The following is a 14126-nucleotide window of genomic DNA, read 5'->3' on the forward strand; positions in this document are numbered from 1 at the left end:
GAGTCATCCATCTATAAAATCGCGCAAAGTGTAATGAATTGCCGCGCCGCGCGATAGTGAATTGTGTGCGACAACCGGGGCGTGGCGCGCCTTTCGCCCGGTTGTTTAAGGTTTTCTTAAGTTAGCCTCTTTATGCTGGCGGTTTTCCTCTTCCCGATGGCGCCGCTATGCGTACTTTAACTCCGCTTTTCTGGCCCGCCAGGCCCCGGATAAATAAGACAATCTCCCTTTATTCCTTGCCTCTGCGCTTTTATGTTGGTCAGCTCGCGCTGTTAACGGCGCTGGGCGTGCTGTTCACCTGGCTTTCACGCACGGAAACGCTGGACCGCTGGCTGACGCAGATGTGGTTTGACGCCGCCGCAGGAGATTTTCCCTGGCAGGACAACCACTGGCTTGATCTGCTCAACCACCGGCTCGCCAAATATTGCGCGATCGCGGTCGCCGTCGGGAGCCTGCTGTATGGCGTGATTCGTCGCCATCCGCGCTGGATGATGGTGGCGGTGCTGATGGGCCTAGGGGCCGCCGTGGTCGGCATCCTGAAGGCCATCAGCCATCACAGCTGTCCGTGGGATCTCGTAGAGTATGGCGGAAAGGCGCTCTCTTATCCGCTCTTTGACGCGGTGCCCGACGGCAGCGGTCCTGGCCGCTGTTTCCCCGGCGGCCATGCCTCCAGCGGTTTTATGATGATGGGCCTCTGGTTCGGTCTTAAACGCGAACATCCGGGATACGCCCGGCTGGCGCTGGCGGCGGGCATTGTACTGGGGCTCGCGATGGGCTTCGGCCAGGTGATGCGCGGCGCGCATTTCTTCACCCATAACCTGTGGGCAGGCTGGTGGGTGTGGCTCACGCAGGTGGTGACGTGGGGCGTGACCACCACATTGATGAATAAGGAACCCGCAACCCTATGATGGAAGCGTTGAATCAATTTCTGTTTTTGCACATTAACGCGACGCCCGCGTCGCCGGGCTGGCTTATCGCGCTGGCGACGTTTATCGCCCGCGATCTTATCTCGATTGTGCCGCTGCTGCCGGCGGTGCTCTGGCTCTGGCGTCCCGGCGAGCGCAGGCTGGTCGTGAAGTTCGCGCTGGCGCTGCTCATTAGTCTTGCCGTCTCCTGGCTTGCGGGCCATCTGTTTCCGCATCCGCGCCCGTTTGTGGTGGGCCTCGGCCATCAGTTCCTGCCGCACGCGCCGGACGACTCCTACCCAAGCGATCACGGCACCGTGATTTTCACCTTCGCGCTGGCGTTTCTCTTCTGGCACCGCCTCTGGTCGGGCGCGCTGTTAATGGCGGTGGCCTGCGCGATCGCCTGGTCGCGCGTCTATCTGGGCGTCCACTGGCCGCTGGATATGGCGGGCGGCTTGCTGGTGGCGATGCTCGCCTGCCTGAGCGCGCAGATCCTCTGGACGCCGCTCGGCGAACCGCTCTACCGCACGCTGCGCCAGCTCTATCGTTTCTGTTTTGCGCTGCCCATCCGTAAAGGCTGGGTGCGTGACTAACCGCAGGCCGACAGGTAAGATTGCACGACTTTTCAGGCGCCGCGCGAAGGGCGTGGCGCCGGGTTGAGCAAGAGGGATTATGGAAACGCGGCGTGACGAGCGGCTGGCGCAATTGCTACAGGCGCTAAAGCGACAGGATAAAATGCATCTTAAAGAGGCGGCGGCGCTGCTGGGCGTCTCTGAGATGACCATTCGCCGCGATCTTCAGGGCAATGACGCGCCGGTCACGCTGCTTGGCGGTTACATTGTGCTGGAGCCGCGCGGGGTGGCGGTGAGCCGCTATCTGCTGAGCGACGAGCAAACCCGGCTGGTGGAAGAGAAGCGCCACGCGGCCGCGCTCGCGGCGTCGCTCGCCCGCCCGCACCAGACGCTATTTTTCGACTGCGGCACCACCACGCCATGGATCATCGACGCGCTGGACGACGCCCTGCCCTTTACCGGCATCTGCTATTCGCTTAACACCTTTCTGGCGCTCCAGGAGAAACCGCACTGCCGCGTTATTCTTTGCGGCGGCGAATTCCACGCCAGCAACGCCATTTTCAAACCGCTCAATTTCCAGGAGACGCTGCGCAATCTCTGCCCCGACATCGCGTTTTTTTCGGCGGCGGGCGTACATCCGCAGTATGGCGCGACCTGTTTTAATCTCGACGAATTGCCGGTAAAACACTGGGCGCTGGAGATGGCCCAGCGTCACGTGATCGTGGCCGATCACAGTAAGTTTGGTCAGGTGCGGCCCGCCTGCATGGGGCCGCTTGAGGCGTTCGATACTATCGCCACCGACCGCATGCCCGGCGACGCGTTTATCGCCTGGGCGCAGGCGGCAAACGTCAGCGTCATGTGGTAAACGCTCCCGCGAACCGGGAGCGCACGGTTACGAGAACCAGCTCCCGAACCACTGATGGAATTTCATCAGCACGAAATCCCACATCCGGCTAAAGAAGCCGCCTTCATTTACCGCCTCCATCACCACCAGCGGGCGCTGCTCGATATTCTTGCCGTTCAGCTGGAAATCAATGGTGCCGACCACCTGCCCCTGCTTCAGCGGCGCGGTAAGCTGCGGCGACGTGAGCGTATACGTGGCTTTCAGGTTTTTCAGCTGGCCTTTCGGGATCGTCACCGAGCCCGCCTCGCCCGCGCCGAGTTTCACTTCGCTGCTGTCGCCAAACCACACACGCTGATTGACGAACGCGGCATCCGGTTTGATCGGCGTGACGGTTTCAAAGAAGCGGAAGCCCCAGGTCAGCAGCTTTTCCGATTCGCGAAAACGAATGCCGTCGGTTTTCGCGCCCAGCACGACGGAGATCAGGCGCATATCGCCCTGCGTCGCCGAGGCCACGAGGTTATAGCCTGCGCCCGCCGTGGTGCCGGTTTTCATTCCGTCGACGTTCATGCTGCTGCTCCACAACAGACGGTTGCGGTTCGGCTGGCGGATTTTGTTGAACGTAAACTCTTTCTCTTTATGAATGGCGTACTCATCCGGCACGTCGTGGATCAGCGCCTTGCCGAGCAGCGCCATATCGCGCGCGGTGCTGAACTGCCCAGGCGCATCGAGGCCGTGGACGGTTTTAAAGGTCGTACTGGTCAACCCAAGGCGTTTGGCGTAGCCGTTCATCAGGCCGACAAACGCGTCCTGGCTGCCCGCCACATAATCGGCGATGGCGATGCTGGCGTCATTGCCGGACTGAATAATCACGCCTTTGTTGAGATCGGCCACAGACACCTGATCGCCGGGTTTTAAAAACATCAGCGACGAGCCGCGCAGCGCCGGGTTGCCGGTCGCCCAGGCGTCTTTGCCGACGGTCACTTTATCATCGAGATGAATTTTACCCGCTTTAAGCGCCTGACCGACCACATAGCTGGTCATCAGTTTGGTGAGGCTCGCCGGATCGAGTTTTTCATCCGCGTTGCCTTCCGCCAGCACTTTGCCGCTGTGATAGTCCATCAGGATCCAGGCGCGGGCATCGACGTCCGGCGCGACGGGCGCAATCGGGTCGGCCGCATGCGCGGTGGAGAGAGACATTAAAAGAAACGCGCCTGAGAGAGCCAGCACGCGACGAGCGCCGGAGCGTGAGAATGAGGTCATAAGAGCCACCTGAATATCCATTCCAGAAACTACTACAAATCAACCGTATCGGTGAAAAGGTGAGTAATAACGCACAAACGCCCTCAATGAAACAGCACGGGGGTAAAGTTTTTAAAGTTTCACTTTCCGGTCACAAACCGGGGCGGCATTTTCAGGCAGTTGCGAAAGCGCGGGGTTTATTCCACCATGGCGATTATTCGTGGCGCGCAGTCGTCGCCGCGGCATCGTTCATCTGCAAAGGAGCAAGTCATGATAACCGTATGGGGTCGAGAGAATTCCACTAACGTGAAGAAGGTGCTGTGGTGTCTGGAAGAGCTGGAGCTGCCGTATAACCGCATTCCGGCGGGCGGTAAATATGGCGTCAACCATGATGCCGATTACCTGGCGATGAACCCGAACGGCCTGGTGCCGTGCCTGCGCGACGATGAAACCGGGCTGGTGCTGTGGGAATCGAACACCATTGTGCGTTATCTGGCGGCGCAGTATGGCCAGGGCCGCCTGTGGCAGGAAAGCCCGGTTGAGCGCGCCCGCGGTGAAAAGTGGATGGACTGGGCTATCAGCACGCTGCCCGCCCCGCACCGCGGCGTGGTCTTCAGCCTGGTGCGCACGCCGCCCGAGCAGCGCGACCCGGTACTGATTGAAGAGAGCAAAAAGCAGTGCGACGCGCTGTTCGGTATTCTTGATGCCGAACTGGCGAAAACGCCGTGGCTCTCCGGCAACGCGTTCGGCATCGCCGATATGGCGCCTGCCCCGCACATCTATAATCTCTTTAACGTCGGCATCGAGTGGATGCCGCGTCCGCACCTGGCGCGCTGGTATCAGCAGCTCACCGAGCGCCCGGCGTTTCGCCATATCGTCATGATCCCGGTGAGCTAATCACGACGCCGGGCTGACTTTCAGCAGCTGGCCGTCGGATTCGTCGGTCAGCACATACAGGAACCCGTCCGGCCCGACGCGCACATCGCGAATGCGCTGGTGCTCTTTCTCCAGCAGTCGGCCATCTTCCGTCACCTTGTTGCCGTTCACCGACAGCTGGATTAGGTTCTGTTCTTTGAGCGCGCCGATAAACAGCTTATTTTTCCATTGGGGAAATGTATCGGCGTTATAGAACGCCATGCCGCTCACTGCAGGCGAGACTTTCCAGTAGAACAGCGGCTGTTCGGTGCCCGGCGCTTCACCGCCTTTGGCCTCCGGGATTGGCTCGCCGCTGTAATTGATGCCCCAGGTGGCAAGCGGCCAGCCGTAATTTTTACCCGCTTCGGGAATATTAATTTCATCGCCGCCTTTCGGGCCGTGCTCGTTAAGCCATATCGTCTGGCTCCACGGGTTGAGCGCCAGCCCCTGCGGGTTGCGAATGCCGTAAGACCAGATCTCCGGGCGCACGCCCTGTTTGCCGACAAACGGATTATCCTTCGGCACGTCGCCGTTCTCCGTCAGGCGCACCACCTTGCCCTGGAGCTTATCGCGATCCTGCGCCGTCGGGCGCTGGTTATTCTCGCCAAGCGCGATAAACAGATGCCCTTTACCGTCAAACGCCATACGTCCGCCGAAATGATTGCCGACCGAGAGCTTCGGCTGCTGGCGGAACACGACCTTAAAATTCTCCAGCCGCTGCATATCGTCGCTGAGCCGCCCGTAGCCCACCGCGGTGCCCGCTTTGCCATCGCTGCCAGCTTCGGCATAGCTCAACCAGACGCGGCGGCTCTCGTTAAAATCGGGCGCCAGCACCACGTCCAGCAGACCGCCCTGCCCCTGATGCCAGACCGTCGGCACGCCAGAGATAGCCGCGGAAAGCCCTTTGCCTGGCTGCCAGCGTTTCAGTTCGCCGCCGCGAAGCGTTATCAGCATGCCCTGGTTATCGGGCAAAAACGCCAGCGACCACGGGTTTTCGAGATTATCGGCAAGCACATCCACCTTTGCGGGCAGCGCCGCCGCGGAGGCGCTCACAACGAGCAGCAGAGCGAGTAATTGGGGCGAGCGTAGCGGCATGGCGGTTCTCCTTATGGCAGTCCCGATTAAGGGTAGCCAGCCGCCAGAGAGCCGGGCTGACTTTTACAAAATCTTTAACAAGGCGGCAGCATAAGATAGCAGTACAAATTTCCCACCAACCTCTGTAAAATCCCCGCCCTGATAACTCCATAAATGATGAATTTTTGACCTATGAGCAATGTAATGCAGCAGCCAAAGATCGGCTTCGTTTCGCTGGGCTGCCCAAAAAACCTGGTGGACTCTGAGCGCATCCTGACAGAGCTTCGCACCGAAGGTTATGACGTGGTGCCACGCTATGACGACGCCGATATGGTTATCGTCAACACCTGCGGGTTTATCGACAGCGCGGTGCAGGAGTCGCTGGAGGCGATCGGCGAGGCGCTGAATGAAAACGGCAAGGTGATTGTCACTGGCTGTCTCGGCGCGAAAGAAGATCAGATCCGCGAAGTGCACCCGAAAGTGCTGGAGATAACCGGGCCGCACAGTTACGAACAGGTGCTGCAACATGTTCATCATTATGTGCCGAAGCCGAAGCACAACCCGTTCCTGAGCCTGGTGCCGGAACAGGGCGTGAAGCTGACGCCGCGCCACTACGCCTACCTGAAAATTTCCGAAGGCTGCAACCATCGCTGCACCTTCTGCATTATCCCGTCGATGCGCGGCGATCTCGACAGCCGCCCGATTGGCGACGTGCTGGCCGAGGCCAAACGTCTGGTGGAAGCGGGCGTCAAAGAGCTGCTGGTGATTTCGCAGGACACTTCCGCTTACGGCGTGGATGTGAAACACCGCACCGGTTTCTGGAACGGTTCCCCGGTCAAAACCAGCATGGTAAGCCTGTGCGAACAGCTCGCGAAGCTGGGCGTCTGGGTGCGTCTGCACTACGTCTACCCGTACCCGCACGTGGACGATGTGATCCCGCTGATGGCCGAAGGCAAAATCCTGCCGTATCTGGATATTCCGTTGCAGCACGCCAGCCCGCGTATCCTGAAGCTGATGAAGCGTCCCGGCTCGGTGGACCGCCAGCTGGCGCGCATTAAGCAGTGGCGCGAGATCTGCCCGGAGCTGACTCTGCGCTCGACGTTTATCGTCGGCTTCCCTGGCGAAACCGAAGAAGATTTCCAGATGCTGCTGGATTTCCTGAAAGAGGCGCGTCTGGATCGCGTGGGCTGCTTTAAGTACAGCCCGGTCGAAGGCGCGACCGCCAACGATCTGGCGGATCAGGTGCCGGAAGAGGTGAAAGAAGAGCGCTGGAACCGCTTTATGGCGTTGCAGCAGCAGATTTCCGCCGAGCGTTTGCAGGAAAAAGTGGGCCGCGAGATCCTGGTCATCATTGATGAAGTGGACGACGAAGGCGCGATTGGCCGCAGCATGGCGGACGCCCCGGAAATCGACGGCGCAGTCTACCTGAACGGGGAAACCACACTGAAGCCGGGCGACGTGGTGCGCGTGAAGGTGGAAAATGCCGACGAATATGACCTGTGGGGAAGCCTGGTCTAAGGTTTCTGCGCGACGTGAAAAGGCTGCCGATGGCAGCCTTTTTTATTGCGGGTGCCGGACGGCGTTGTGTTGCAACGGCGGGTAAGCGTGCGCACCCACCACTTCCCGCCCTACCCTTTAATCTTCGGATCCAGCGCGTCGCGCAACCCGTCGCCCAACAGGTTAAACGCCAGCACCGTCAGGAAAATCGCAAGGCTCGGGAAAATCGCCACGTGCGGGGCCATCACCATATCCGCGCGGGCCTCGTTTAACATCGCGCCCCACTCCGGCGTCGGCGGCTGCGCGCCCAGGCCAAGAAACGACAGGCTGGCGGCGGAGATAATCGACGTGCCGATGCGCATGGTGAAATAGACCACAATCGACGACACCGTCCCCGGCAGGATATGGCGAAACAGAATGGTCGCATCCGACGCGCCTATGCTGCGCGCCGATTCGATAAACGTCTGGTGCTTCAGCACCAGCGTATTGCCGCGCACCAGGCGGGCGAAGGCCGGGATACTGAAGATCGCCACGGCGATAATGACATTCGCCATGCCGCTGCCCATCACCGCCACCACGGCAATGGCGAGCAAAATACCCGGAAAGGCGAACAGCACGTCGCAGATGCGCATAATCACCCGGTCCCACCAGCCTTCGTAAAAGCCCGCCAGCAGACCCAGCACGGTGCCGATCAGCGCCCCCGTCAGTACCGCAAACACCCCGGCGGCGAGCGAAATCCGCGCGCCGACGATCACCCGGCTGAAAATATCGCGCCCCAGCGAATCGACGCCAAACCAGTGCACCATCGACGGCCCTTCATTGAGGCGGTCGTAATCGAAATAGTTTTCCGCGTCGAACGGCGCGATCCACGGCGCGAACAGCGCCAGCGCTATCAGCAGCAGCACGAAGCCGCCCGCTACCAGCGCCACCGGCTGGCGTTTGAGGCGATGCCAGAATTCATGCCACGGCGTGCGCGTCGTCGATGGCCGGACGGTGGGCATGCCGTTGATAAGCGCCTGTCGGCGCCAGTTGAAAAGTCGCATCCTTACTTGTACCTGATAGCCGGGTTAATGGCGGCGTAGAGCACATCCACCACTAAGTTGATAAGAATAAATTCCAGCGAGAACAGCAGCACTTCGGCCTGAATAACCGGGTAGTCGCGCATCTCCACTGAATCCACCAGCAGACGCCCCAGCCCCGGCCAGTTAAAAACTTTCTCCACCACGATAGAGCCGCCCAGCAGAAAGCCGAACTGTAGCCCCATCATGGTGACGACCGGGATCATGGCGTTGCGCAGGCCATGTTTCAGGATAACCCACTTTTCGCTCACGCCTTTGGCGCGGGCGGTGCGCATGTAATCTTCGCTCAGCACATCGACGAACGAGGCGCGGGTAAAGCGCGCCATGACGGCCGCCACGGCGGCGCCCAGCGTCAGCGACGGCAGAATATAGTGCCGCCAGCTGTCGGCGCCCACGGTGGGCAACCAGCCGAGCTGCACCGAGAAGATATGCATCAGCAGCATACCGAGGGCGAACGCGGGGAATGAAATGCCGGAGACCGCGAGCGTCATGCTCAGGCGGTCTGGCCAGCGGTTGCGCCACACCGCCGCGACAATCCCGGCGGCGAGCCCGAAGATCATCGCCCAGCTCATGCTGGCAAGCGTCAGCCAGAAGGTCGGCATAAAGCGGCTGGCTATCTCTTCCGATACCGGACGACGCGACACCAGCGAGGTGCCGAAATCGCCCCGCACCACGTTGCTGATGTAGTGCCAGAACTGCTGCCAGAGCGGCTGATCGAGCCCGAGCTGATGGCGCACCAGTTCAATGACCTGCGAATCCGCCTCCGGCCCGGCGACCAGGCGCGCCGGATCGCCCGGCAGCAGATGAACAAACAAAAACACCAGTACCGCCACGATGAGCAGCGTCGGGATGAGCCCCAGCAGGCGTTTTATGATGTAGCTAAACATGCGAAACCCTGTATTCCTTCATGATCTCTTCTTCTGTTATGAGTACGTGCCGGTCTGCCGCCGGCGGGTGCGCTTTGCCTACCCGCCCTACGGTTTCCATTGCCGACCCTGGCTCGGCGGGTGCGCTTTGCTTACCCGCCCTACAGCGGTTGGGTGCATAAATGTAGGGTGGGTAAGCGTAGGCGCACCCACCTTCCTGCAACGCTTACTTGATATCCGCGTCCTCAAAACTAAAGCCTGTATCCGGCATCATGTAAAACCCGGTCAGCGATTTGCTGTGCGCCGACACCAGCTTCTCTACCACCAGCGGCACCCAGGGCGACTCTTTCCACAGCGTATCCTGCGCGGCTTTATACAGCGCGGCTTTACGGGACTTATCGGTGGTTTTCAGCGCATCGGCGAGGTCTTTATCCACCGACGGGTTGCTGTAAAACGCCGTGTTAAACAGCGTCGGCGGCCAGTTTTGCGAGGCGAAAAGCGGCGAAAGCGCCCAGTCGGCCTCGCCGGTTGAGGCTGACCAGCCGGTGTAGAACATCCGCACGCCGCTCTCTTTCTGTCCTTTGCCTTCCACTTCCGAGGCGCGCTGGCCCGCGTCCATCGCCGTGACTTTCGCTTTAATCCCCACCTGCGCCAGCTGCTGCTGCGTAAACTGCAACACCTTCTGGGCCGTACTGTGGTTATGCGATGACCAGAGCGTGGTGCTAAAGCCGTTCGGGTAGCCCGCCTCTTTTAACAACTCGCGCGCTTTGGCCGGGTTGTATGGCCACGGCTGATACTGCTGCGCGAACTCAATCGTCGGCGGCACCACGCCGGTGGCGGGCGTCGCATAGCCCGCGAATGCCACCTTCACCAGCGCCTGACGGTTAATGGCGTAGTTAATCGCCTCGCGCACTTTCGGGTTATCGAACGGCTTCTGGGTCACGTTCATGCTGATATAACGCTGCATGATTGAAGGCGTTGCCACCAGATCCAGCTTGCTGTTTTTCTCAAGCAGCGCCGCCTGTTCGTAAGGGATCGGGAACGCGAACTGCGCTTCGCCGGTTTGCAGCATCGAGGCGCGCGTATTGTTATCCACCACCGGACGCCAGGTGATGGCGTCAAGCTTCGGCAGCCCCGGCTGCCAGTAGTGGGCATTTTTCTTCACCTTCACAAAATCGGTCGGGTTCCACGTTACCAGCTCATACGGCCCGGTGCCGACCGGATGGAAGCCTATCTCATTGCCATATTTCTCCAGCGCCGCCGGGGAAATCATCGCGGTCGCCGGGTGGGCCAGAATATTAATAAACGCCGAGAATGGCTGTTTGAGGGTGATTTTGACCGTCGTCGGATCCACCGCCTCGGTGCTGGCGATGTTCTTATACAGGTTATAACGCTTCAGGTGGTTATCCGGGTTGCTGGCGCGATCGAGGTTCACCTTTACCGCCGCAGCGTTGAAATCGGTGCCGTCCTGAAATTTTACGCCGCTGCGAAGTTTTACGGTGTAGACCAGCCCGTCGTCCGACACGCTGTAGCTCTGCGCCAGCACGTTCTGTACTTTCATTGATTTATCAAGGCCAAACAGCCCCTGATAGAACGATTTGGCAACCTGCTGGGAGAGCGTGTCGTTAGCGTCATAAGGATCGAGCGTGGTGAAGCTTGAGCCCACGGCCACGACAATCTCTTTCTGCGCAAAGGCGGGCGCGGCGGCCAGCGCAGACGCCAGCCCTGCCGCGGCCAGCCAGCGGCGTGCGATGTGTTGTGTCATAGTCTTCTCCTGAAAGCCGTACCTGAAAATTAAAAATGGTGGTCCGTCGCCCCTACGGGGTGGCGCGCCACATAATGTCCCTGCCCCACCTGCACCAGCGGCGCGACAAACGGCGCGTCGCCTTTCGGGCGCGTGGCGCTCGGGATCTCATCAGAAAGCAGCACGGGCTGACGACGCGGATGACCAGGATCGGCCACCGGCACCGCCGCCATCAGCTTGCGGGTGTAGGGGTGTTGTGGGTTTTCAAACACCGCGCGGCGCGGACCTATCTCAACAATCTGTCCGAGATACATCACCGCCACGCGGTGGCTGATACGCTCCACCACCGCCATATCGTGTGAAATAAACAGAAACGAAATGCCAAAATCGCGCTGCAAATCAAGCAGCAGGTTAATGATTTGCGCGCGGATAGAGACATCAAGCGCGGAGACCGACTCATCGGCGATCACCACTTTCGGGTTGAGCGCCAGCGCGCGCGCAATACAGATACGCTGACGCTGGCCGCCGGAAAACTCATGCGGGTAACGCCAGGCGTGCTCGGGCTTCAGCCCCACGCGCTCCAGCAGCCACGCCACGCGCTTGCGCGCCGCCTCGCCGTCGAGCAACCGGTGCACCAGCAGCGGCTCCATAATGGAATAACCGACCGTCAGGCGCGGGTCGAGCGAGGCGTAAGGGTCCTGAAAGATAAACTGCATATCGCGGCGCACCGCCTGCATCGCGCTGTCGGAGAGCGTATCAATGCGCTTGCCGCCAAAGGTAATCGAGCCGCCCTGCGTCTCCACAAGGCGCAACAGCGAGCGCCCGGTAGTCGACTTACCGCAACCCGATTCGCCCACCAGCGACAGCGTCTCGCCGGGCCACAGATCAAAACTCACTTTCTCTACCGCGTGGACTTCGCGCTTCACACGGTTAAAGATGCCGCTGCGCACAGGAAAACGCGTCACGAGATCGCGCACCTGGAGAATAGGCTCGCTGTCCGGCACCACCGTATCCTGCTCGGCGTCGGGCGGGTCCATGTCACAACGCGGCGCGTGGTTAAGCGGGAATTTACGCGGCAGATCGGTGCCGTTCATCGCGCCCAGGCGCGGCACGGCGGCCAGCAGGGAACGGGTATAGGGGTGCGCCGGGCGGCGGAAAATCTCCTCGACGCTGCCGGTTTCCACGGCCTCGCCCTGATACATCACCAGCACCCGGTCGGCCATATTGGCGACCACGCCCATGTCGTGGGTGATAAAAATCACGCCCATCGACATCTCCTGCTGCAATACGCGGATAAGTTGCAGGATCTGCGCCTGAATGGTGACGTCCAGCGCCGTGGTCGGCTCGTCGGCGATCAGCACCGCAGGGCGGCACGAGAGCGCCATCGCAATCATCACGCGCTGGCGCATCCCGCCGGAAAGCTGATGAGGAAAGCGCGCCAGCATCGCTTCGGACTCCGGGATGCGCACTAAATCGAGCATCCGTTTGGCCTCGCGCATGGCTTTTTCGCGCCCGAAGCCCTGATGCAGACGAATCGACTCGGCTATCTGCTCGCCCACCGGAAAGACCGGGTTTAGCGAGGTCATCGGCTCCTGAAAAATCATCGCCATGTCGGCGCCGCGTACGTCGCGCATCTGTTTCTGGCTGAACGCGCGCAGATCAATCACCTGCTCATTGCGACGGCGCAGCAGCAGCGGGCCGCTCTCCATCTCGCCGCCCGCCTGTTCAATCAGGCGCATCAGCGACAGCGCCGTGACCGATTTCCCCGAGCCGGATTCCCCGACAATCGCCAGCGTTTCGCCGCGTTTCAGGTTAAATGAAAGCTGGCGCACCGCGTCGGTGGAGTCGTCTTCATTTTTAAAACGGACGCTCAGGCCGGAAACCGACAACACCTGTTCTTCAGGCAACACTTCAACTTTTGGCACTGCGGTTCCTCGCTGGTGATGATTCGGCGCGTAAGCATTTAGCAAAATTATTCCTGGGCGGCTGCGTTTTTTCTATAAATATCATTATTGTTGCCGCGCTTTCAGACGAATTTTGAATATAGAAAGAGGTAAATGTGATGTAAAGCCCGCCGGGCGCGGCTGAGGGCGAAACATGCATCCCTGCCGCCCTTTCTGTCATAATAGGCGTTTTGTGATTGTCGCGCTGGAGTGAAACATGGAACCGACCGCCGGACTGATGTCCCTGGAAACCGCCCTTGAGGAGATGCTTTCCCGCATCGTTCCCCTGAGTGAGACGCAAACGCTGCCGCTGCTGAAAAGCCTGGGCCGGGTGACCGCACGCGCGGTCACCTCGCCGCTGGATGTGCCGGGCTTTGATAACGCCGCGATGGATGGCTACGCCGTGCGCCTGGCCGATGTCGCGTCCGGCGAGTGGCTGCCGGTGGCGGGTAAAGCGTTCGCGGGCCAGCCGTTTAGCGGCGAGTGGCCCGCGGGCACGGTTATCCGCATCATGACCGGCGCGCCGGTGCCGCCGGGTTCAGAGGCCGTCATCATGCAGGAAGAGGCGCAGACCAGCGACGCGGGCGTGCGCTTTACCGCCGACGTGCGCGCGGGCCAGCACATCCGCCGTCGCGGCGAAGATATTCGTCAGGGCGCGGTGGTGATGGAGGCAGGCCAGAAACTGAGCGCCGCCGAACTGCCGCTGCTCGCCTCGCTCGGCATTCCCGAAGTCGAGGTAGTGCGCAAGCCGCGGGTCGCGATTTTCTCCACCGGCGATGAACTCCAGCTCCCCGGCCAGCCGCTGGCGGAAGGCCAGATTTATGACACCAACCGTCTCGCGGTGCACCTGATGCTTGAAGCGCTCGGCTGCGACGTGGTTAACCTCGGCATTATCCGCGACGACCCGGACGCCCTGCGCGCCGCATTCCTGGAAGCAGACCGCGAGGCCGATCTGGTGCTGAGCTCCGGCGGCGTTTCCGTCGGCGAAGCGGACTACACCAAAACGCTGCTGGAGGAGCTTGGCGAAATCGGCTTCTGGAAACTCGCCATCAAGCCTGGCAAACCGTTCGCCTTTGGCCGCCTCGCCAACAGCTGGTTCTGCGGGCTGCCGGGCAACCCGGTTTCCGCGGCCGTCACGTTCTATCAGCTGGTGCGCCCGCTGATTGCGAGACTGAGCGGTCAGCAGGATGTCGCCACGCCGCGCCTGCGCGTGCGTGCGGCGACACGGCTGAAAAAATCGCCCGGACGGCTCGATTTCCAGCGCGGCGTACTGCGCACCGGCGCGGACGGCCTGCCGGAAGTCGTGAGCACCGGCCATCAGGGCTCGCATATTTTCAGCTCCTTTAGCCAGGGCAACTGCTTTATCGTGCTGGAGCGCGAGCGCGGCAACGTCGAGCCGGGCGAATGGGTTGAGGTCGAGCTGTTTAACCACCTGTTCGGAGGCTGAG

12 protein-coding genes are annotated in these 14126 nt (G+C 60.7%); 6 read left to right on the forward strand and 6 right to left on the reverse strand.

Annotated features, from left to right (window positions below; genetic code table 11):
* Nucleotides 1-167: 167 nt before the first annotated feature.
* The 3 genes from AB8W27_RS13545 (at nt 168) to deoR (ending at nt 2342) form a co-directional block, all read left to right on the forward strand.
* Nucleotides 168-908, forward strand: a complete 741-nt coding sequence (locus AB8W27_RS13545) for a phosphatase PAP2 family protein (RefSeq protein ID WP_049787141.1) — start codon at nt 168-170, stop codon at nt 906-908.
* Nucleotides 905-1498, forward strand: a complete 594-nt coding sequence (gene ybjG, locus AB8W27_RS13550; RefSeq protein WP_007768656.1) for an undecaprenyl-diphosphate phosphatase — start codon at nt 905-907, stop codon at nt 1496-1498. The genes AB8W27_RS13545 and ybjG overlap by 4 nt, the downstream gene beginning before the upstream one ends.
* Before the next feature lie 79 nt (nt 1499-1577).
* Nucleotides 1578-2342, forward strand: coding sequence for a DNA-binding transcriptional repressor DeoR (gene deoR / locus AB8W27_RS13555; RefSeq protein ID WP_015740655.1), 765 nt, complete (start codon nt 1578-1580; stop codon nt 2340-2342).
* 27 nt (nt 2343-2369) lie between these two features.
* Here deoR and dacC read toward each other — a convergent pair whose 3' ends face one another.
* Nucleotides 2370-3581 (reverse strand): serine-type D-Ala-D-Ala carboxypeptidase, encoded by a 1212-nt coding sequence (gene dacC / locus AB8W27_RS13560; protein WP_015740654.1) that lies wholly within the window; start codon nt 3579-3581, stop codon nt 2370-2372.
* Nucleotides 3582-3830: 249 nt separating this feature from the next.
* Here dacC and AB8W27_RS13565 point away from each other — a divergent pair, with 249 nt between their 5' ends.
* Complete coding sequence (locus AB8W27_RS13565) at nt 3831-4457, forward strand: glutathione S-transferase family protein (protein WP_041923376.1); 627 nt, start codon at nt 3831-3833, stop codon at nt 4455-4457.
* Here AB8W27_RS13565 and AB8W27_RS13570 read toward each other — a convergent pair whose 3' ends face one another.
* The gene (locus AB8W27_RS13570) at nt 4458-5570 is read right to left on the reverse strand and encodes a PQQ-dependent sugar dehydrogenase (RefSeq protein ID WP_041923375.1); all 1113 of its coding nucleotides are present in this window, start codon (nt 5568-5570) and stop codon (nt 4458-4460) included.
* 171 nt (nt 5571-5741) lie between these two features.
* On the opposite strand from AB8W27_RS13570, the gene rimO reads away from it, so the two are divergent.
* Nucleotides 5742-7067, forward strand: coding sequence for a 30S ribosomal protein S12 methylthiotransferase RimO (gene rimO / locus AB8W27_RS13575; protein WP_015740651.1), 1326 nt, complete (start codon nt 5742-5744; stop codon nt 7065-7067).
* A 110-nt stretch (nt 7068-7177) separates the two neighbouring features.
* Here rimO and gsiD read toward each other — a convergent pair whose 3' ends face one another.
* The 4 genes from gsiD to gsiA form a co-directional block, all read right to left on the reverse strand.
* On the reverse strand, nt 7178-8089 hold the full coding sequence (gsiD, locus tag AB8W27_RS13580; protein WP_007768643.1) for a glutathione ABC transporter permease GsiD: 912 nt from the start codon (nt 8087-8089) through the stop codon (nt 7178-7180).
* Between the two features lie 2 nt (nt 8090-8091).
* A complete protein-coding gene (gsiC, locus tag AB8W27_RS13585; protein WP_007768642.1) occupies nt 8092-9012 on the reverse strand; it encodes a glutathione ABC transporter permease GsiC in 921 nt (306 codons plus the stop codon).
* A 205-nt stretch (nt 9013-9217) separates the two neighbouring features.
* Nucleotides 9218-10756, reverse strand: a complete 1539-nt coding sequence (gene gsiB / locus AB8W27_RS13590) for a glutathione ABC transporter substrate-binding protein GsiB (RefSeq protein ID WP_041923374.1) — start codon at nt 10754-10756, stop codon at nt 9218-9220.
* A 29-nt stretch (nt 10757-10785) separates the two neighbouring features.
* On the reverse strand, nt 10786-12660 hold the full coding sequence (gsiA, locus tag AB8W27_RS13595) for a glutathione ABC transporter ATP-binding protein GsiA (protein WP_041923373.1): 1875 nt from the start codon (nt 12658-12660) through the stop codon (nt 10786-10788).
* A 235-nt stretch (nt 12661-12895) separates the two neighbouring features.
* On the opposite strand from gsiA, the gene moeA reads away from it, so the two are divergent.
* Nucleotides 12896-14125, forward strand: a complete 1230-nt coding sequence (gene moeA, locus AB8W27_RS13600) for a molybdopterin molybdotransferase MoeA (protein WP_015740648.1) — start codon at nt 12896-12898, stop codon at nt 14123-14125.
* The last annotated feature ends 1 nt before the right edge of the window (nt 14126 follow it).

The sequence above is a fragment of the Cronobacter turicensis genome, assembly GCF_041222865.1.
Classification (GTDB): Bacteria; Pseudomonadota; Gammaproteobacteria; order Enterobacterales; family Enterobacteriaceae; genus Cronobacter; species Cronobacter turicensis.

What these genes read in the sequence shown, in the direction of transcription:
- AB8W27_RS13545 (WP_049787141.1), top strand. Translation starts at nt 168, where the DNA reads ATGCGTACTTTAACTCCGCTTTTCTGGCCCGCCAGGCCCCGGATAAAT.
- ybjG (WP_007768656.1), top strand. Translation starts at nt 905, where the DNA reads ATGATGGAAGCGTTGAATCAATTTCTGTTTTTGCACATTAACGCGACG.
- deoR (WP_015740655.1), top strand. Translation starts at nt 1,578, where the DNA reads ATGGAAACGCGGCGTGACGAGCGGCTGGCGCAATTGCTACAGGCGCTA.
- dacC (WP_015740654.1), bottom strand. Translation starts at nt 3,581, where the DNA reads ATGACCTCATTCTCACGCTCCGGCGCTCGTCGCGTGCTGGCTCTCTCA.
- AB8W27_RS13565 (WP_041923376.1), top strand. Translation starts at nt 3,831, where the DNA reads ATGATAACCGTATGGGGTCGAGAGAATTCCACTAACGTGAAGAAGGTG.
- AB8W27_RS13570 (WP_041923375.1), bottom strand. Translation starts at nt 5,570, where the DNA reads ATGCCGCTACGCTCGCCCCAATTACTCGCTCTGCTGCTCGTTGTGAGC.
- rimO (WP_015740651.1), top strand. Translation starts at nt 5,742, where the DNA reads ATGAGCAATGTAATGCAGCAGCCAAAGATCGGCTTCGTTTCGCTGGGC.
- gsiD (WP_007768643.1), bottom strand. Translation starts at nt 8,089, where the DNA reads ATGCGACTTTTCAACTGGCGCCGACAGGCGCTTATCAACGGCATGCCC.
- gsiC (WP_007768642.1), bottom strand. Translation starts at nt 9,012, where the DNA reads ATGTTTAGCTACATCATAAAACGCCTGCTGGGGCTCATCCCGACGCTG.
- gsiB (WP_041923374.1), bottom strand. Translation starts at nt 10,756, where the DNA reads ATGACACAACACATCGCACGCCGCTGGCTGGCCGCGGCAGGGCTGGCG.
- moeA (WP_015740648.1), top strand. Translation starts at nt 12,896, where the DNA reads ATGGAACCGACCGCCGGACTGATGTCCCTGGAAACCGCCCTTGAGGAG.